Below are 19,878 nucleotides of genomic sequence, written 5' to 3'. Positions count from 1 at the left end.
ACTATTTGCCCTTTTGGTCTCCCAGAATTGCTGCACCAAGGCGTTTCAGTGACAATTGCAGATCTGATTCCGAAATATCCGTCAAACGTGCATCCAACTCAGCGCTTTCGGTATCGGTTAGCGGCCGGGGTGGAGGCTGTTGTTTGTTATCCGGCCGGTTGATTTTGCCCTGAACGATCCGAACACGGCCAATAGCCTGATATCCAAGGAACTGATTGATGCGTTCAAGGATCTGAGGAACCTCGTGCTGAAAAAACAGAGCCTGTGAAGGCAGCACCCGGACTGTCAGAGTTGCCGTTGTCGCATCGGCCCCGCGCTGATCGTGACGTTTCGGCCAGTGAATGGATTCAGGAAATGTGGCTTCTTCATAGTCCGGCCCAACAATATCCGGCCACCATGACAGCAGCGACGCAGAGCCAAAACCACGCCGGGCACATATCGGATCAAGCGTTGCGCCGATCAGATCGGCGAGCGGACGCACGCCCTTTCGCGGCTTTCTTTTCGCAGATTTTCCGGTGTCATTGACCATGGGCACAGGATCAACGATATCTGCGACAACTGCAATATGTTCATGTGGATTTTCGTCTTGACCCAAACACTATCCAGATCAACGGCCCCACTGCTGTTGGCGTGGTATGATCGCCATGCAAGGGACCTGCCGTGGCGCATACGCCCTGTTAAAGGGCAGCAATTGTCAGCAGATCCATATCGGGTCTGGCTATCGGAAATCATGTTGCAGCAAACAACTGTAACCGCGGTTAAACCCTATTACGAAAAGTTTTTGAGCCTTTGGCCAAGTGTTGCCGATCTTGCATCTGCTGAAGACGAGGCCGTTATGGTGGCGTGGGCCGGGCTTGGCTACTATTCGCGAGCCCGCAATCTGTTGAAATGCGCCCGCACAGTTATGAGCGAATTCTCTGGACAATTTCCGGAAACAGCCTCTGAATTGCAAAAGCTGCCTGGAATTGGCCCCTATACCGCGGCAGCGGTCGCTGCGATTGCGTTTCGGGACCCGGTTGCTGTCGTGGATGGCAATGTGGAACGCGTGGTCACACGCTTATTGGCCATTGAACAGCCCCTTCCCCAGGCAAAAGAACTGGTGCGCAGCGCATTACAGCCAATAATTCCGACGGAGCGTCCCGGCGATCTGGCACAAGCCTCGATGGATTTGGGTGCAACTCTGTGTTCTCCCAAACGGCCCGCCTGCAGCCTGTGCCCGTTACATGAGAATTGTCTGGCCTTTTCAGTTGGAACCCAGGAACGCTTTCCAGTGAAATTGCCAAAAACCAAAAAACCGACACGCAAGGGCGCCGCCTTTGTCCTGGTCCGCGATGATGAGCAAATCTGGCTACAAAAGCGTGGGCCAAACGGACTTCTGGCTGATATGACCGAGGTTCCGACAACGAACTGGTCATCCCGTCAGGATGGAGAAACCTCGGTAATTGCAGCACCATGCACAGCAGACTGGAAAAATGCCGGGCAAATTCGACATACTTTTACACATTTTCATCTGGAACTTTCTGTCTACAGCGCTGCACAAAACTCACAGGCTGGAAGCAGCACGGCTTTGACATCGCCACCTGATTTGGGTTGGTGGAGCGATTTGGATACGCTCAACGAAGAAGCGCTTCCCAATCTGATGCGCAAGGTGATTGCCTGTGCGCTCTAGCGAACCCCAGCGATTGGATATACTCACTCTGTGGCACCCTGCATTGAATGCTGGAAATGGTCGCAAATCATGTGCTACAGCGCATTATGTTTAAACAGATAATCCCCATTTCAGCATTGATCCTTGGCAGCGCTTTTTTGATGGCGGCCGGCGGTATCAATGGCTTAATTCTGCCGCTTCGTGGCTCGGCAGAAGGGTTCTCTGCATTCTCACTGGGTATGCTCGGCACCGGTTGGGCAGTTGGTTACGTCCTTGGCTGTATTCTGGTTCCGGGTATCGTGACACGTGTGGGCCATGTGCGATCATTCAGCGTGATGGCAGGCGTTGCTGTTATGTCTGTTCTGTTATCATTGCTGATCATTCATCCTGGCGCTTGGATTCCCCTAAGAGCCTTGGCAGGTTTCAGCTTTGCTGGCGGCGCGATGATTGTGGAAAGCTGGATCAGCGAACGCACAGACCCGTCATTCCGCGGAAGGGTTTTTGCAACTTACACCATGGTCAATCTGGCGGCGACCACGACCGGCCAGTTGTTGCTGATTATTGGAGACTCTAGCGGATATTTCTTCTTTGTTCTGGCCGCCATTTTTTATGCGTGCTCGTTGTTTCCCACAGCCCTGTCGACCACAGTGGCTCCACAACCACTGGTACGGCCAAAACTCGACATTAAAAGTCTTTGGCTGAACTCGCCAATAGCAGTGGTCGCGGTTTTCCTTGTGGGCCTTTCGAATAGTTCTTTTGGTACTTTGGCAGCTGTTTACGGCCAACAAATCGGTCTCGACGTTACATCGATTGCGCTTATGGTGAGCCTCACAATTCTTACAGGTGCCCTCTTTCAACTTCCTGTCGGTTGGCTTTCAGACCGCACAGACAGACGTGCTGTTCTGATCGGACTTGCCACGGTCGCTGGCTTGGCCGACCTCTTCTTTTTAATCATGCAGCCGCGAGATGTAACGGTTATCCTGATTACAGCTGCCATTTTTGGCGCTATGATTTTTGCCATGTATCCGGTGATTGTTGCCCATGCCAATGATCATGCTGACAAGAATTCATTTTTGAAAATCAGCTCGGGATTGCTGTTGGTTTTTGGTGCCGGAAGTATCCTGGGCCCTCTGATTGGCGGTGGCATGATGGCCCTTCTTGGTCCCGACTTTCTGTTTGCACCCACCCTGCTTGCACATCTAATTATGGCAGGCTTCGCAGCCTGGCGCATGAGGAAACGTGCAGCCGTGGAGGAAGAGAAAAAAGGCAATTTTGTTTCCAGTTCAACGGTGCGTATGAACACGCCGGAAACTGCTGCAATGGACCCGAGAACGAACGAGGATTACACGCCCCGATCCTGATACTGCCTTGGCTGAACCGGGGCAAAATACTTGCCAGGTGTATGCCCTGTGGCCTTTTTGAACATGGCGACAAATGCGCTGGGCCCCTCATAGCCCAATGCAAAGGCAACATCCCCTACCCTGGCACCGTTGGACAATTGAGAGATGGCTTCCATCAAACGCGCCTGCGTCACCCATTTGCGCCAGGTGAGCCCGGTTTCTCGCTGAAAATGGCGTTCAAAACTTCTGACGCTTAAACCAGCATCGGCTGCAAGCGAGGCCAGCCTGGGTGGTGTGGAAATGGAAGAGAGAACCAGATCTGCGGCTCGCTTGAGTTTCGGGCTTGCTGGTTGCGGCAAATGCAGAGGCATGACGGGGACCACTCTCAACTCGTCCACCATGATAGCAACAAGATGAGACGCGCTCCCCGCTTCGTCATAAAGGCGAGGCAGCGTCAGGAATGACAACAAACATTCGCGCATGAGAGCTGTCATTTGAACCACGGTGACTATGCTTGGCAAACCCTTGAAAGTCTTGGGATCCAGGTAGAGAAAGCGCGCATGCGCGTCTGTTACGGACATGACCGAATGCTCGGTATGAGACGGCATCCAGACGGCCCGTTCCGGTGGAACTATCCAGGTTCCGGCAGTTGATATAACCTTCAACGACCCCGAGATCGCATAGATAAGCTGCCCACGCCAATGGCTATGCGGTTCGTTTGTCGTACCCTTTTCCCATGCACAAGCGTACCCGATTGCCGCACGGGGCAAATCGTGATCCGCGCGCGCAAGAATGTCTGGATGCAGCATGATCGGCCTGACGTGTTAGAGATATTTTTTGTCAAAATAGCGCTAACCCACCAAATCGGCAACGCGTTATAGGCAGAAACGTGAGCAGAAATGCTTTGGGCGCAACTACCGCGTGTCAGATGAATCTCAACCTCCTAACGCGCCAGTTCATACACGGAGCCAAAACCATTTATGACACTGCCATTCGATCCCCACTTTCCCCCTCCACCAGCAGATCATGCTGCCGATGATGGCAATTTTTACGCATCCTTTACAGGGCTGCGCAGTCCTTTTGTTTTGCTGGCGCTCATGTCGGCTGCGATGTGGCTGTCCTTTTCAAGCTGGTGGGTTCTGATCAAGAACTTTGCGGTAGACGGCGTTGGCATGACAGGTCGGGAAATCGGTTTTCAGGAATCGATCCGGGAAATTCCGGGCTTTCTGGCTTTTCTGGCGATCTATGTGGTGTTTTATATAAGGGAACAGTCATTTGCGATTTTTTCGTTGCTGCTGCTTGGGCTTGGCGTGGCTGCAACCGGCTATTTTCCAACGGTTCTGGGGCTTTACATAACCACTTTTGTGATGTCGGTTGGGTTTCACTATTACGAGACAATGAACCAGTCGCTTGCCCTGCAGTGGCTCCCCATATCGAAGGCACCGCATTTAATGGGCCGTCTGGTGGCAATCGGCGCTGGGGCCCAGTTGGCGGCCTACACGATCATTCTGGCCAGTTGGCAGTTGTTTGCTCTGTCTTTTGAGACTGCATTTCTGATTGCAGGCGCTATCACGCTGATTATCACCATTGTGGCGTGGCGCCTGTTCCCGACATTTCCTCAAAAAACTGCACAACAGAAGAAGATAATCCTGAGAAAACGCTATTGGCTGTATTACGCTTTAACATTCATGAGTGGCGCAAGGCGGCAGATTTTTACCGTATTCGCCAGCTTCATGATGGTCGAAAAATTCGGATATGAAGTTCACGCAGTGGCGGGTCTATTTCTTGTTAACTGCCTGATAAATATGGCTTTTGCAGGATATGTCGGCAAACTCATCGGCATTGTCGGCGAAAGACGGGCCCTGACATTTGAGTATGTTGGGCTGATCGGTGTTTTTGTTACTTATGCCTTTGTAACGTCCGCCAATCTGGCTGCGGTGTTGTATGTCATCGACCACGCGTTTTTTGCGTTTGCGATTGCCATCAAGACCTATTTTCAGAAGATTGCAGACCCTTCGGAAATCGCACCCTCAGCTGGTGTCGCTTTTACCATAAATCACATCGCAGCCATCGGGATTCCAGCTTCATTCGGATTGATCTGGCTGGTCTCACCGGCAACGGTTTTTCTGGCTGGCGCGGCCATGGCTTTCGTCTCACTAATTTTGTGTAGATTTATCCCGGATATACCGCGTGCGGGCCACGAAACCAAACTATCCGGGCGAGCAAAGAAATTTACACCTGCAGAATAATTTTCATAAAAATCAAATAAAAATATAGTATTTCTAAATGATACCAAGCTTCTTTTGGAGACTTGAAGAAGATGTTGTGTATTGAAAAACCACCCTCTCATCCGGATTCGCGGCCTTTTTTGCCGCGTGAGCCGCAAGCGCTGCTTCATGAAATCCGGACAGAATAAGCTTCAGTTTTCCGGGATATGTATTGATGTCGCCAATCGCATAAATACCGGGCTGCGAGGTCTGGAATTTCTCGGTATCAACCGGAATCAGATTCTCGTTCAGATTCAGTCCCCAATCCGCGACGGGGCCCAATTTCATGGTCAGGCCAAAGAAAGGCAACAGCCGAGTGCATGTCATGTCCGCGCTGCCCTCGGCGGTCTTCACTGTCGCCGCTTCCAATTGGCCGTCCGATCCAATCAGCTCCGTGACCTGGCCAATTTTCAAAACCATATGACCCGCGTCGACCAGCGCTCGCATTTTGTTGACGCTATCCTGCGCACCTCTAAAGGCATCGCGTCGGTGGATCAGTGTCAGGCTCTTGGCAAATGGCTGCAGGTTGAGCGTCCAATCCAGAGCTGAATCGCCGCCTCCGACGATCAGAATGTCATGATCGCGAAAGTCCTCCATACGCCGAACCGAATAGAAAACCGATTTAGTCTCAAAGGCTTCAATGCCCGGGATCGGTGGTCGCTTTGGTTGAAATGATCCCCCGCCCGCCGCAATGAAGACGGTTTTACAGAGAAAGCGGGTTCCAGCATCTGTCTCAATCAGAAATCGGTCATCGCTTTGCTGCTCAAGCTTCGAGACCATCTGATTGAGATGGAACTGCGCGCCAAATGGGGCGATCTGTTCCATCAGGTTTTCTACCAGCCCCTGACCCGTGACTGTGGCAAAACCGGGAACATCGTAAATCGGCTTTTCCGGATATAATTCAGCGCACTGGCCGCCGACCTTATCAAGAATATCGATGACGTGACATTTCAGGTCCCAAAGACCAAGCTCGAAGACCGCAAACAGCCCTACCGGACCGGCTCCGATGATTACGACGTCAGTTTCGATCGGTGCTGTCATGAGCATTCCGCTCCGTGGCTATTTATGTGAATATCGTTCGATTTCAAAAGCTTCGCCACTCAACATGCATCATTTTTGCTGCTTTATCACCCCTGGCGTTCGGGAACGGTGACAGCAAGACCGTCAAGATCATCTGAAATTCTGATCTGGCAGGAAAGGCGGCTGGTCGGGCGTACATCATAGGCAAAATCCAGCATGTCTTCTTCCATGGCTTCTGGACTGCCGACCTTCTCCATCCAGGTATCCGCAACGTAGACATGACACGTTGCGCAGGCACAGGCACCGCCACACTCCGCTTCAATGCCAGGGACAGCGTTCTTGATGGCGGTTTCCATAACCGTGGCACCATCTTCGCCTTCCACATTGAATGTCTGATTGTCGTGCGTAGTGAATGTGATTTTTGCCATATTGATTCGATCTCGTTTGCAGGAATTTGTAAGGTTTGGAGGGTCGTCCGGAGTTCATTGGTTATGTGATGTTTAGTGCTGTATCACGGTGCTTTCAAGGGACCACGGGCATAAAGCCGCTTGCGCCGTCACAAAGCCCAAAACCGCAGGGTCACCTTGGGATTTGGGAACAAATCAGGAATCCTCAGAGCGTTTGTTAACCATAATACCATTTTCCACAATTTGCGTTCAGAGTCTAAGTCTGTGGGCCTCAGAGTCCTGCCAGAGTCAAAAAACACCGAATTCTGCCGGTTGTTTGCTGATTTATTTCAATTTTGCTGAAAATCAATGGGCCGCGAATGAGTCTTGGCGTTAACAAAGGCCGCTAATTGCTTATTTTTTTTGTTGTCTTGCCATTTCAAAGCGATACGGTACAGGTGCGGCAAGAAGACATGGATTCTCTGAAGCACTGGATTGTTAAAATTTAAACAAAATTTAACCAACCCGGCTTCTCGCGCCCCGTTCGTCTGGCCCAGGACGGGCAGTCCGAAATTTTTGAGGGACTGCCCTATTGGTGCCAAACTAATAGGTTTTGAATCCGAAGAGTGCGGTGTTGCTGGTTTTGCTTTTGCAAGGGTGTCGTTTGAGACCTGAGGCAAAACGACCAGCATATCGGTTTTTTGCATTTCTTCCGCGGGGCAAAGAACGATTTCCTGCCTGTGTTCCAGATTTGTTGTCTGGCTTCATTAGCAGGGTTTCGGATAGGACACGCTGATACCGGGCATTTGTACAGGCCAAAAGTTTGTACAGCCCTGATGAATGTCTGAAAATGCGCCGCTGGCGAAAATGTTTTGAGTACGAATGCGAGGCAAGACGATGGCTAAGAACTCTCCGAAGTCAAAAGGGGCAAATGATCCCGCTGTATCAGCAGTGGAAGAGGCTCTCAAAATAGATTTTGGTGCCGAGGACGCAAAGGGTGAAGGACCATCCCGTCGCGGCAGGTCACGCCGATCACGGCGTGAAGAAGAAAAAACTGCTGCCGAAGTGGAACGCAACAAACCTGGTCGCGCTTCTGGAACAGCTGCAAACGACACCGCCCCGCGTCGTGAGCGCTCTGCCTCCCGCAATCGTGCCCAACGTCCTGCCAATGATGATCGGCAGTCCGTTGGCAACATGCTTTACAGCATCAACCGCCGACCTTCACTTATGCCATTCTGGGGTGCCCTCGCAGCCTCCGCGCTTTGGCTGCTGTTCGGTGGTATTGTTGGTAGCGCTGCCTTTGGTGATGATCTTGCCAACTTGAATGGTCTTGCCGGCCTTGGTGAAGCTCCGCATTTGTTTGCTTATTTTGTCAGCTTGATTTTGCCCGTTATCTTTTTCTGGGTGTTCGCGCTTATGATCTGGCGCTCACAGGAAATGCGTATTGTTGCAAATGGCATGACGGAAGTGGCCCTGCGCCTGTCTGAGCCAGAAGATATTGCCAAAGATTCAGTTCTCAGTGTTGGCCAGGCCATCCGCCGCGAAGTTGCCGCTATGGGCGATGGCATTGAACGCGCTCTGGCTCGTGCCAGTGAACTTGAAGTCATGGTTCACACCGAAGTGGCTGCGCTTGAGCGCGCCTACTCCACGAATGAAAGCCGAATTCGGTCCGTGGTGGACGAACTGGTTTCCCAGAGAGAAGCGATTGTTCACAACTCCGAGCGCCTGCGGACTGCTATTGGCGGTGCGCGTGAGACGCTTTCTGAAGAACTTGCCAAAACCAGTGATGCGATCGCGGATCGCGTGTCTGAGTCTGGTCAGCGCGTGATCTCGTCACTTGGTCAAAAGGGTGAGCAGATTACAATGGCCCTGGGAACGGCTGGCGAGACAATGATTTCCACACTGTCCGTGCGCGGTCAGGAACTGGTGCAGAACTTGTCCAATACCGGTCAGGAAGTGACTGCTTCACTTCAGGAAACAGGATTGCAGGTTTCCGATACCATATTGAAATCCAAAGATAATCTGACAGCTACCCTTATGGAGCGCTCGCAGGAAGTCAGCGGATCGCTGGATCTGGCTGTCGAAAATGTTGTCACCCAGTTCTCCGATCAGGGCAGCAAGATCGCCGAGCGAATTGATGCCACTGGCAAAACTGCCGGTGACCAGATTTTTGCGCGTGGAACGCATCTTGCGGATCGTCTTGAAACCGCAACCACACGTCTGGCCAAGGCGATTGACGGGCATGGTGATGAAGTCACCAACCGCCTCGCCACAACCAGCGAGCAGGTTGCAACCGCGCTGGATGGAAAAACAGCGGAATTCAAAAACACGCTTGATCTTGGTGCCAAGACGGTGCGCGAAGCGCTCAACGTTAACGGAACCCAGCTGGCAACACAGATTGCAACCGTTGGTACGGAAGTTGCCAAAGCAATTTCCACACGCGGCAAGCATCTGATGAGCGAAGTCCTCAACCTGAACGATCAGATCAACATCACCCTGAATGACAAGGGCAAAGAGCTGAGTGACGCTCTTGATGGACGTCTGAAAGCTTTGGATATAACAATCAACGAAAACGGAGCTGCGCTGACCAGTGCGCTCGGAAGCCGTTCCAGCGAAATCGAACAGCTCTTTACATCCCGCATTGCAGATCTTGATGGTTCGATCTCCAGACATAGTGAAGCCATGCAGTCTACAATGGCGGATCACCTGAACAACTTCACCACATCTGTCAGTGCTGCCACCGAGAAAGTCGGCGATACGCTTGCTGAGCGCACTGGCGTGATGGAAGACGTGCTCGCTGGCCGCCTCAATACCTTTGAAGACAGTGTTGGTGTGCGCCTCGACAGTGCGGCCAGCACCATTGGCAGCAAAGCCGATGCACTTTCCGAAACCCTTGAGCAACGCGCTGGCATGGTCAGCGAAGCGCTTGATATTCGCACCGCCGAGATGAATGAAGCTCTGATTGAGCGCACACGTGAGATTGCCCGCGCCTTCGGTGAAGGTCAGAACGATATCACAATGACGCTTGAAGGCCGTTTCCAGGAAGTCAACGAAGCACTTTCCAATAAAACCCGCGAGATGTCGGAAGTCGTGTCCGAGCGGATTCAGGAAATCAACATGGCTCTGGGCACGAAAGTGTTCGAAGTTGCCGAAAACCTGGAAGAGCGCGCAAGTGTTCTGCAACAGTCCCTCTCCGCCAGCATGGAAGCCATTGGAACGGAACTCTACGAACAGGGCGAAAAAGCAAACTCCAATTTCGTGGTCAATGTTGAACAGGCGAACAACATGTTCCGCTCAACAATTACGAATGCCAGTGAGAGCCTGCTTAGCAATCTGGAGCGTGCCTCAACCGGTATTTCCAGCCTGACCGAAGAACTTGATGAGAAGCTCGTCAGCCGCGTTGCCATTGCAACTGAGAACCTCACCGGCTCCACACTGCAGTTGAACGAAACTTTGGGTGCCCGCACTGCAGAGCTGACTGAAATTCTCGACAATAGCGGCGGATCACTGATCTCTGCATTGCACGAGAAAGGTCTTGATCTGTCAACACAGCTCCGCACTGCCGGTTCAACCATTGTTGATACCTTCTCCCAGCAGGGTGAAGACATTGCTGCAGCGATTGCCGCATCCAGTGAGAACGCCCGCGCGCGGCTTTTGGATGGCAATCAGGAACTTCTGGCCAATATTGAAGACCAGGGTGCTGCAGTTGTTCAAAAACTGTCTGAGAGCGGTACATCCATTCTGCAGCTTAGCGAACAGGCCACAGAGCGTCTTGTTGGCGTGAACACCGACTTTGTATCTACACTTCAGGCCCTGAGCGATCAGGCCGTCGAGCGTCTGAGTGAAACCAGCCGTGAAGCAGTCGAGCAGAGCGATGCGGCTCGCGCCCGTATTACGGAAGCCAATCAGGAACTTGTCGCCGCTCTCGCAGCGCAAGGTGATGATGTTGCCGGTCGCCTCGACGAAAGTGGTCGCGTTGCCATTCAATTGGCTGAAGAAGCCCGTGTGCGGATTGCAGAAGCCAATCTGGAACTGGCGGCAACCCTGTCTTCACAAAGCGAAGAAGCTACAGAACGCCTCAACGAGAGCGGTCGTGTTGTTGCTCAATTGGCTGAAGAAGCCCGCTCACGTATGTTGGACAGCAGTGAGCAACTTATCGGCGCACTTGCGACCCAGACTGATGCATCTGCTGACAAGCTTGACCAGACCAACCGCGCAGTTGGGTTGCTGGCCGAAGAAGCCAATGCACGCATGATGGAAAACAACGACAAGCTGATTACCGCCCTCGCCACTCAGAGTGAAGAAGCGGTCAATCGTCTGGACGACAGCGGTCGTGCCATTGCTCATCTTGCTGAGGAAGCTCGCTCACGCATGCTCGACAGCAATGAGGAACTGGTTTCAACGCTCAAGACACATGCTGAAATGGCAGGTCTGCAGTTCGACGAAGGTAACCGTATAGTTGCTGAACGTCTTGATGATACCAGCCGTGGACTGCTGGATGCCTTCAATGAACGCGGTCGTGAGATTGCGGAAATCATGACAGGTGCTACCAGCGACTTCATCTCCAAGATGACAGATCAGTCTGATCAGGCGGCAAACCGCTTGAGTGAAAGCAGCCACAGCGTGCTGGCAGCTCTTGATACACAGAGCAGTGAAGCCGTTGAGCGCCTACTGGCTGCAAGCCAGAACACTGTTGTCAATCTTGAGCAAACCTCAATGGAAGCTGCGGAACGGGTGTTTAACAACAGCGAATCCATGGCTAACACAATGACAGAGCGCAGCCGTGAAATTGCTGAGACGATTTCCACGTCATCCAGTTCTCTGGTTGAGTTGCTGGATAGCCGCAGCACCGAAGCGATCAGCCTGCTCAGCAACGCAAATGAGCGCCTGCGTGATGACGTTGAATCCATGGTATCTCGCCTTGAGAATGCCAATTCCGGCCTACAGCAGGTTCTGGCCTCTGCCCATGAGCAATTGGGGGCTGTGGAAGATGGCCTTGGTGCCCGCGCAGAAGAGTTCCGCACGACACTTGCCAAGGCGCTGGAAGAAAGTCAGTCCTCAACGGATGCGATTTCCGGACAGGTCGGCATTCTTCAGGATGTCTCCAGTAATGTGCTGGGCGGCATGACCGGACTGGCAGAGAAAATCGAAACGCAGATCAAATCTCTTGCCGAAGTTTCGGGTCGTCTGGACAACAGCAATGACACCATTGAGGACACCTTCCAGACACGCTATGCGGTTCTGGAGCAGGTTGCCCAGGGCATCATGCAGAAATCGGACGATGTTGAGACACGCATGCGTGCCTTCTCAAGCCTGATTGCTGAAACCCTTGCCGGTGCTGAAGATCGTGCCGAGCAGATTGGCATCAATCTCAGCCGTAACGCCGAGAAAGCAACGCGTGGTGTTGTCGAACAATTGGCAGCTATGAGCACAGCGGCTGGTGCAGAAGGCAACAAGGCCTCCGAAGCTGTTCGCCTTGCTCAGTCTGAGCTGACTGAGGGTATTTCCAATGCAATATCTGATGCGACCTCTCGCTTCAGGGACGCAACCGTTGAAATGCGAGCCACGGCAGAATCCATGCAGTCTGAATTGAATGCAGTTCGGGCTGATCTGAAGAAGGCAACTGTTGAGCTGCCTGAGGAAACCCGTGAAAATATGGCCACTATGCGCCGTGTTGTCGCCGAGCAAATTCAGGCTCTGTCTGATCTGTCGGACATCGTAACGCAGCATGCCCGTCCAAACTCCTCGGCTGGCACGTCGGCAGCCATTGCGGCGGCAGGCAGTCGCCCTGCCCCAGCGGCCAAGGAAACGCCAGCGCTTGCAGCCAAAGCTGCAAGACCAGCACCGGCACCGGTAAGGCCAGCCTCAGCCAGCAGCACTGGCAAGGAAGGCGAGAAGAAGAGTGCCGGCTGGGTCAGCAGTCTTCTGGAACGCGCATCAACCGATGATGACCGTGAGGTTGGCGAGCAACTTGGCAAGCGTGAAGAGCGCAAGGAGCCAAAAGCGGAAGAGGTAAAACGCAGTGAGCCGGAAATGGTGGAATCACTGAATTCCCTGTCTGCGGATATTGCCCGTGCCATTGATCACTCAACGTCTGTTGAGTTGTGGGAGCGCTACAATCGTGGGGAACGCAATGTCTTCACCCGTCGCCTCTACACGATCCAGGGTCAGAAAACTTTCGACGACATTCGCCGCAAGTTCCAGAATGATGGTGAGTTCCGCTCTGCGGTAAACCAGTATATCGAAGACTTTGAGCGCCTGATGGGTGAAGTGACAGACAAGCACGGCGATGCCGAATTGACTGACAAATATCTCACGTCGGATACAGGTAAAGTCTACACCATGCTGGCACATGCCAGCGGCAAATTGAGCTAGAACAGCTCACTGCCAAGACCCGCTGAGGGCCTCACTGCTAGGTAAAAATAAAAATCCGCGGGCGCTTCGGCCCCGCGGATTTTTTTGTTTTTGGAGAAGACTGAAAACATCTCAAATCAACCTGAGTGCCTTCAGCAATTCAACTGGTATGGAAACGCTGCTACTGCCTTCGCGGAGGTGGCGGCATGACAGATTGCAGTTGATCTTCTGAAATTCCCAGCTTTTCTGCAGCTTGAGCAAAATTAGGCGGTGGGCCGCCAAGTGCGTCCCGCAATGCATCTTCCGACACACCCAGTTCTGCAGCAGCCTGAGACAGATCAGGCTCCTGCCCTCCTCCAGGAGGCCTTTGCCCACCATTGGCTTGGGTCAGAATAAATAGATCACTTATGGCTGGCGTATCTTTATGAGTGGCCGCATGGATCAGATGGTTGTCATATGCGCGGCTGTTAGTGGTCTGGATCATCAAATCAGACACGACCTGATCTGATGCAAACGCCTTGGGCATCGCGAAGACGCTCAGGGCTGCAATCGCCAATGAGACTTGCAACAAGCGGGTTGCGGGTTTGGCGGATCGAATTGCACAGCTTGCTTGAGTGTAATTCGTTTGCTTGATCTGGGAGGGTATCATCACAAAAATATCCTTTCTTTTCAGTGATATAAACTGATTAGAATGGAACTGTGTTTTGTGTGTGGAGCTTGTTGGGCTCTTTGAAGGCATCTTCAAGGGCACGATCAGCAGGAGGTTCAGAGACACCGAAACTCCGCGCCGGCACAGTCTGTCCACATGCCCGTCAGCTTGGAAAACCAGAACAGGTCAGACTTTGGAAGTCGGTGTTGAAATGCATTGGATTTAAAGGACTGTGTTTGTCTTAACGAACAATGAAGCATCCCTCTGGACAGATTCCGCATTAAACCGGCCAAGGTTGCTACAGTCGCGATTGTTGTTTTACGATTGCGCCAGCGAGTTGGAACTTTGCAATTGCCCGGACCGGACATTGTGTTCTCCAGGAAGACTGCTCAATATTTGGAAATTTATGGGCACGCCTTTGATGAGATCATAAATCGAGGAGTGACGATGCATTTCTGCCAAAGAAATATTTGGAGCGTTCTGGTCGGCTTGTTGGTTGTCGGAATTGTTTTTTCGCCGGTCGCAGCGCTCGGTCAAGATATTGATCTGGAGCGGATTACAGAAATATCCCGACCGGGTCAGACCTCAACGAACACTTTGCAATCAGGGTTGGCACGTCTTTCCGTCGCTCGTAGTGGATTGTATCGGATTTCGATTTCTGATCAGGGAAGCATCAGCCTTTATTCATTTCCCTCTGCTGAGGATCAGGCAAATTCAAAGGCCGCTCCCAAATTGCTACGCTCATCGGCAACTTCGCTCGCGGGCGATCAACTTGATGATCTGCTGCTTGAGCGCGAACGCCCCTATCTTTTGCAAGTGAAATCAGACAATCCGCAGTCAATATCTTTTGAACTTATAATGCCGTTGGATGAAATCCCTGAGTTTGACGATCCGGACAAATCATCGCTTTCGACTTTGAAACCAGGCCAGTTGTTCAGGTTTCGACCCCAAAAAACTATCGAAATGAAGCTGCAGGCTGAAACAACAGACAGGCTTCTTGTGGAGGCGATACGCGAACCTGGCTTAAAATTAGCCGCCAGGCTGGGTAGTTGGCACATTGCTTCCGGCGGTGTCTTTCCCCTGCATCTTGAGCGCGAAATACTCCTGCGTCTCGATGCTGTGAAGCGAGCCGACCAGAGTTTTGCGCCGATCATAGTGAGGGTCCTTGAGGCAAGCGACACCCAGGAGACCGAACCAAATTCAGAAAGAGAAGGCGGCACTCCAGGGAACCTTGGGAAAGTCGATGACGATGGGTTCACAGCGTCTGGAAATTTGCTCGCAAAGCAGGACCGTGACGCGGTTGAGTTTCTGCTGGAAAAGACCTCATTTTGGGATTTGAGCCTCAACACGGATCGTGACGAGAAGGTCGAACTGGTTTTTGAACGGCTCAATCCGGAACCTGCAGCTGAAATACTGAAGCTGAATACATGGTCCGGTCAGGCACTTCGACGCGGTCTGGAATTGCCTGCCGGTACTTACCGCGTCACGATCAACGGATCCCCTGATCATCCCCTGGGCTACGAGTTGCGCTTTGACCCGGCCACGCAACCCACGCCAGCTGCTGGCCGTGAGCCTGATGATACAGAGATGTTTGCCCGTGAATTGCCGGTGGATAGTGCTGTAAGAGGCGCGCTGTCCGACGACGATCCTGACATGTTGCGTTTCGATGTGGATGCTGACGGCCATCTTTGGGAGCTTCGCGGCATCGTTGGCATAAAAGACATCACATTATCTGATGGCAACCAGCAGCAGATCGGACGCTGGAAGGCGGATGACAAGTCACTGGTATTGCTGCTGTCACTTCATCCCGGACAGTATTTTGCCAAACTTCAGGGCAATGGCCCCTACGCATTCAGATTGACTGATTTGGGACCTGTGCCAGATGGAGACGCAACAGAACCCAACGACACGCAAGCAGAGGCTTTGCGCATCCGTCCTGGTGACCGCTTCGAAGGCAATTTTCACACCAATCAGGATCTGGATCTGTTCAGTTTCGATCTGGAGGTCGATACACCGTTGACGTTAATTGTGACGCCACCTGATGATGGCGCGGTGAACGCGGAATTGAAGCGCGATAACCGGCGTTGGGCGGCTGCAACCATTTCCGGCGCGGAAAACTACAGTGCTCGACTTCCGGCAGGACAATGGACATTGCGGCTCAGCCCGGCAGGTAACGATATCTCCGGGCGCTACGAGGTGTCGCTGGCGCGTGCTGATGGTGCCGAAGGGCCCGAGCCGGACACGCTTCCAGGCACATTACAGGCATTGCCGACAGACGGTCTCATCAAAGGACGCGTCGGAGCGTTCGACGATCTGGATTTGGTCTTCGTGCCATTGCCAGAGGGCACAGGTCAGCTTGCATTGACCTGCTCAGGCGATGGCCGGGATATCTCGTTATGGACCTATGGAGACAAAGTCCGCCTTGCCGCAATCGATACCGGTCGTATGATCTTGACTGAATATGGCCCTGATCTGGGCGGCGCAATTGAATTGCGTATTGGCAGGAGCCAAACGTCATTCGACTACCAGTGCCAGGTTGCTTTTATTCAAACCGACAATGATCCACTTCAAGCGAAATCTGCAACCCATGGAGATGCAACACCGCCTCAGTTGCTCAACGCTGATACACGGCTGGATGGCCAGTTTGACGATGAAAAAGATGAAGACAGCTTTACAATAGAGGCTGACGGATTGCTCGCAGGCTTTTCCTGCTCTTTCTTACCGCGTGATAAAGAGCCCTATCGTCCCAAGCGCGGTCGTGAAATCTCCGCAGAAGGCAGCCCTTCGCTGAGCCGAAGTCTTGAGCAGGATATGGAAATGACCGGCTGGCACCTGTTTCAGCCGGATAACACACCGCAAATTATAAAACTAAAACCACCCCGCAATGCAGAATACCCAATGCCTTGGGCATGCCGCACAGCCGGCCCGAGCAACATCTTAGCGCCGGCTCAGATGGGGCCACCAGCTGCTTTCACCGCCCCGCGTGATCGACGCCCGGCTGATACATCTACATCGGTAATAGTAACGGATTACGACCCTAACCAGGCTTTGCAGGTGCTTTCAGGTGGGCGTCCAGAATGGTTGCGCGCTCAACAAGTCGTTGAAGATTTGCCGGTTTCCCTTTCAGTAAAGGGCCTTGAAACTCCGTTTCGTGCCTTTTCCAAATTTGGACAAAGGGCTGAATTGACCGCCACCGTCAGGAATGACAGTGCATTGCCAGTAGAATTGTCCATTGCCCTGTCTGCGCTGGCCGAAGGTTGGCGGGTCACGCCCTCAACCACTGCATCATCGGTTGATCCTGGCCAAGAGCTTGACTTGTCGATAGTGCTTGAAATGCCATTGATGCAGAGCAGTCTCGCGGACCCTGCCCTATACATCAGCGCAAAATCGTCCAAAGGCGAAGCCGCCGCAACCTTTCCTGTCTCTTTTGAAACGACAACGCCAGAACGCGGTGCGCATCTGTATTGGCTGGCACCGGCGCAATTGCGCGGTGGCCTTGACCCGATGTCGCACCAATTTGGCGCTCAGCTGATCGGTCTGGACGGCGCAACCGCAAGCGAAGATGATGCCAAGCGCTATTCGTTCTTACACGATGGCGCTGCGTATCACGCCAGTTTGCCGACTTCTGTCAAAGCACGGGAATTGACGTTCCAACTCGCCAGTTCAGCACCAGTTGCGGGATACAAGATTCAACTTCGCTCTACGGAACCTCGCAGCAACTGGCCAAGGCGCATTGCGTTGGACCTGTCAGCAAATGGAGCGGACTGGACGCAAGTGGCGACCCAACAACTGGATGCCAGGCTCGAACCACAAATCTTTTCGTTATCGGAGCCATTTGTGGCAACTCACGCACGGTGGCGATTGAACGACTGCCAGGGCGATGCGGATTGCAAGACCTTTGCACTGTCCGACATCGGGCTGATCGCCGACCCGGCTTGGCGTCCAGATAACGCGCTGAACATCGCTGCAACAGAATTGGGTGGGCATATCATCGCAGCGGGTACCATCGGTAATACGGTTTCTGACGAAACCCTGTTTAGCGGGAGTCGCAACGTCGGTATTCTTACTCAGGGAAAATCGGACCGGCTTACCCCTCAGAGCACATCGGCCGGAAAATCCGCATGGGCCGTAATTGGTTTCCAGGGCAACAGGGCTGCACGTATTGATGCAATCGATTGGGTCGGGCGCGACGACGATGGCCCTCGCATTCCGACAGTTGGGCTTGAAATCAGCCAATCTGGTCCTGCCGGACCGTGGCTTTCAATTGGTTCAATTTCGGCTCCACCAATTGGAGACACGAACACGCGACTGGAATTGCCTGCACCTGTATGGGCACGCGCCCTGCGTCTGAGTTTCGAGCGTGATGAGAAAATGCAACTGACCTTACCAGACCAGATTGCCGTCTTTGAAGACCGGGCCACAAAATCCGTTCTGGGTCTTTGGGAGGATGACCGACCCGATGCGGTTTATGAAGATCAGGGTGCAGCGTCCGTACCCGTGCTGCCAACACCTGCAGGCGGGGCGAATGCGGCAGAGGCAGTAGATCTCAAAGAAGGACCAACGATTGTCTCTTCAGTCCAAATTGAACGCAATGAGGATTGGTGGCGGATCGCGGTGCCGGAAGGGATGCATCGTCTAACTTTTCGCTTTCCGGGCATTTCCCAACCTGAGATGGCCTGGCGACTGACAGGACCAGATGGCGCTGACATTCCGCTCTTGCGCGCAGCATCCACAACGAATGATTTGAATTTGTCCGCGTCGGTTGGTCCCGGTGAGCACCTGCTCACCATTTTTGAGCCGCCGCGCTCTATTGTGATCTTGTGGGACACGTCTGGTAGCGTCGCCCAATACATCCCGCGAACTCTGGCTGCTGTCCGGCTTTGGGCACAATCACTGATACCGGGTCGCGACGTGATACAGTTGCTGCCATTTGGTTCAGACAAGCTGCTGCTTGATGATTGGGCGGAAAATCCTGAGGACGTCTATCAAGCGTTGGCCAACCTTCCGTCAACCGGAAGCAGCGGTGCTGAACAAGCCTTAGCAACAGCTTCAATCGCTCTTGCGGGCCCACCGGGCATAAACGGGATTGTAGTCATCACGGATGCGGAGACCAGTCAGTTCACCAAAGCCTGGGCGCCACTATTGTCTACACGCCCAAGGGTCGTTGCGCTCTCAATCGACAGTTCAGATGCCACCAGCGTCCAACTGATGAAAGACTGGGCCTCGATAAACAAAGGCTATTTCCATCGTGTGATCGGTCAATCCGGTCTTGCCGATGGTATGGAATTGGCGGCCGCCCTGTTCCGTGCGCCAAAGGCCTACAAGATGGCAATTGATCTCTCCAAACTCGTTGAGCCCACCGGTGAGGGCCAACTTTTTATATCCGAACAGAGCACAGACGGTTCAAGCTCGGCACCATCTGGTGCCATCGAGCTGATACTCGACGCCTCAGGGTCTATGCTCAAACGGATGCCGGACGGCCAGCGCAGAATTGCGGTGGCCCATAATGCGCTGGCGGAGGTGGTCAATTCGAGCCTCCCCTCCGGGATGCCTTTTGCCTATCGCGCTTTCGGATTGGCAGCAGATGCCTGCCAATCGGATCTGTTACTGCCATTTGGTCCGCTCGATCCTGCGGTCGCAGAGGCTGCTATCCGAAACACGCCCGCGATCAACCTTGCCAAAACCGCTATTGCGCAAAGTTTGGTGTTGGCCGCTGAGGATCTGGCGTCGCTCAATCCGCCACGCGTCGTGGTGCTGGTCACAGATGGTGATGAAACCTGCGACGGGGATGTTGCCGGTGAAATCAACCGGATCGCGGAAAGCGGTATTGACCTTCGTTTGACGATTGTGGGCTTTGCCATTGATGACGAGGCTCTTGCCAAAACGTTCTCCGACTGGGCGGACGCCGGAGATGGCCGCTACATCTCGGCTGATGATCCCGATGCCCTGATCGATGCCATTGCAGAAGCGGTTGCACCGCGATTTGAACTGACACGGCTTTATCTGGATGGCGGTCGCGAGAGCATTGGCATTATTGGGCTGAATGAAGCTCGCACGCTTCCTGCCGGGCGCTACCGTTTGCGACCAATGCAAACGGCTTTGGGACCAGAGCGGGATATCGAAGTAATTGATGAACAATCGTCGGAAATTGTATATAGTCCGGAAACGGGATTGACCTTACCATGATCTGACAGCTGGGGGGCAAGGGAGATTA

Annotated in this window: 11 protein-coding genes; 5 read left to right on the top strand and 6 right to left on the bottom strand. The window is 53.1% G+C overall.

The window, feature by feature from the left end:
* Position 1: 1 nt before the first annotated feature.
* Complete coding sequence (locus RAL91_RS11705) at positions 2 to 595, bottom strand: DUF721 domain-containing protein (RefSeq protein WP_306262451.1); 594 nt, start codon at positions 593 to 595, stop codon at positions 2 to 4.
* Here RAL91_RS11705 and mutY point away from each other — a divergent pair.
* Positions 572 to 1,669, top strand: coding sequence for an A/G-specific adenine glycosylase (gene mutY / locus RAL91_RS11700; RefSeq protein WP_306262450.1), 1,098 nt, complete (start codon positions 572 to 574; stop codon positions 1,667 to 1,669). The two genes, RAL91_RS11705 and mutY, sit on opposite strands and share 24 nt — an antisense overlap.
* 86 nt (positions 1,670 to 1,755) lie before the next feature.
* Positions 1,756 to 3,009, top strand: a complete 1,254-nt coding sequence (locus RAL91_RS11695; protein WP_306262448.1) for an MFS transporter — start codon at positions 1,756 to 1,758, stop codon at positions 3,007 to 3,009.
* On the opposite strand, the gene RAL91_RS11690 is transcribed toward RAL91_RS11695, so the two are convergent.
* Positions 2,991 to 3,797 carry a helix-turn-helix domain-containing protein gene (locus tag RAL91_RS11690; RefSeq protein WP_306262447.1) on the bottom strand — a complete coding sequence of 269 codons (807 nt, stop codon included), beginning with the start codon at positions 3,795 to 3,797 and terminating at the stop codon, positions 2,991 to 2,993. The two genes, RAL91_RS11695 and RAL91_RS11690, sit on opposite strands and share 19 nt — an antisense overlap.
* A gap of 171 nt (positions 3,798 to 3,968) precedes the next feature.
* Between RAL91_RS11690 and RAL91_RS11685 the strand changes: the two genes are divergently transcribed.
* Entirely contained in the window at positions 3,969 to 5,237 is a 1,269-nt protein-coding gene (locus RAL91_RS11685; protein ID WP_306262445.1) for an MFS transporter, read from the top strand.
* Between the two features lie 33 nt (positions 5,238 to 5,270).
* On the opposite strand, the gene RAL91_RS11680 is transcribed toward RAL91_RS11685, so the two are convergent.
* The 3 genes from RAL91_RS11680 to RAL91_RS11670 all read right to left on the bottom strand — a co-directional run bounded on the left by RAL91_RS11680 (position 5,271) and on the right by RAL91_RS11670 (position 7,368).
* Positions 5,271 to 6,296, bottom strand: coding sequence for an NAD(P)/FAD-dependent oxidoreductase (locus RAL91_RS11680; RefSeq protein WP_306262443.1), 1,026 nt, complete (start codon positions 6,294 to 6,296; stop codon positions 5,271 to 5,273).
* 86 nt (positions 6,297 to 6,382) lie between these two features.
* Positions 6,383 to 6,703, bottom strand: a complete 321-nt coding sequence (locus tag RAL91_RS11675; protein WP_306262441.1) for a 2Fe-2S iron-sulfur cluster-binding protein — start codon at positions 6,701 to 6,703, stop codon at positions 6,383 to 6,385.
* Positions 6,704 to 7,011: 308 nt separating this feature from the next.
* A complete protein-coding gene (locus tag RAL91_RS11670; RefSeq protein WP_306262439.1) occupies positions 7,012 to 7,368 on the bottom strand; it encodes a hypothetical protein in 357 nt (118 codons plus the stop codon).
* 190 nt (positions 7,369 to 7,558) lie between these two features.
* Here RAL91_RS11670 and RAL91_RS11665 point away from each other — a divergent pair, with 190 nt between their 5' ends.
* Positions 7,559 to 13,036, top strand: a complete 5,478-nt coding sequence (locus RAL91_RS11665) for a hypothetical protein (RefSeq protein ID WP_306262437.1) — start codon at positions 7,559 to 7,561, stop codon at positions 13,034 to 13,036.
* A gap of 160 nt (positions 13,037 to 13,196) precedes the next feature.
* On the opposite strand, the gene RAL91_RS11660 is transcribed toward RAL91_RS11665, so the two are convergent.
* Positions 13,197 to 13,667: a hypothetical protein gene (locus RAL91_RS11660; RefSeq protein WP_306262435.1), complete on the bottom strand. Its 471-nt coding sequence runs from the start codon at positions 13,665 to 13,667 to the stop codon at positions 13,197 to 13,199.
* Positions 13,668 to 14,111: 444 nt separating this feature from the next.
* On the opposite strand from RAL91_RS11660, the gene RAL91_RS11655 reads away from it, so the two are divergent.
* Positions 14,112 to 19,850 (top strand): hypothetical protein, encoded by a 5,739-nt coding sequence (locus RAL91_RS11655; protein WP_306262433.1) that lies wholly within the window; start codon positions 14,112 to 14,114, stop codon positions 19,848 to 19,850.
* Positions 19,851 to 19,878 lie beyond the last annotated feature (28 nt).

This window comes from Pararhizobium sp. IMCC21322 (genome assembly GCF_030758295.1).
In the GTDB taxonomy this organism is placed as follows: Bacteria; Pseudomonadota; Alphaproteobacteria; order Rhizobiales.
The sequence above is the reverse complement of the archived record's forward strand: the minus strand, read 5'-3'. Positions and strand labels throughout refer to the sequence as shown.